We start from the raw sequence: 726 nt of genomic DNA on the forward strand, positions 1-726 counted from the left end.
CCAGGAACCCCAATCATTCTGCAAGCGCGCAGCAAGGCCAAGGGCGCAGGCTGTGAAAAAGTCACTAATCGCCTTCCTCGCAGGCCCTCTAATGCTCTTGCCCCTCATGATGGCTGGAGGCGACGCTGAAGGAGCAGGAGTGGGCCTGGAGGGAGTGCCCCCTGAATACCTCCAAGCCGTGATGGACGCGGGCAGTATCTGCACCGAAATCACGCCCAGCCTCATTGCTGGACAAATCGAGGCTGAATCCGGGTGGGACGCGACCGCTGTGAGCCCAGCAGGCGCGCAAGGTATCGCCCAGTTCATGCCTGGCACGTGGGCCTCTAACGGGATAGACGCAAACGGGGACGGCGTGGCCGATCCGTTCGATCCTATCGACGCTATCGCTAGTCAAGGCCGGTTCATGTGCGGGCTAGTAGAGACCGTGAAAGCCTACGTGGCCAGTGGGCAAGCCGTTGGCAACGTGGTTGATCTTGCCCTCGCCGCCTACAACGCAGGCCCTGGAGCCGTACAACAACACAGGGGCATACCCCCATACGGTGAAACCCAGGACTACGTAGCCAAAATCAAAAAACTAGCCGGAAAATACACTCAAGGTAGTGTTTCGGCCTCATCAGTAGTGGCTGGTGCTCAAAAATATCTTGGCACCCCTTACGTGTGGGGAGGCACCACGGCCGCAGGGTTGGACTGTTCGGGCCTAGTCGTGCGCGTCTACGCCGACCTTGG

Annotated in this window: 1 protein-coding gene; it reads left to right on the forward strand. The window is 59.6% G+C overall.

The genetic code is table 11. From position 1 onward, the window contains the following. Positions 1-52: 52 nt before the first annotated feature. Positions 53-726: C40 family peptidase (locus HMPREF2891_RS09895; RefSeq protein WP_315940653.1), on the forward strand; the 674-nt coding region annotated here is incomplete at its 3' end.

This window comes from Actinomyces sp. HMSC065F11, assembly GCF_001813085.1.
Lineage (GTDB): Bacteria > Actinomycetota > Actinomycetes > Actinomycetales > Actinomycetaceae > Gleimia > Gleimia europaea.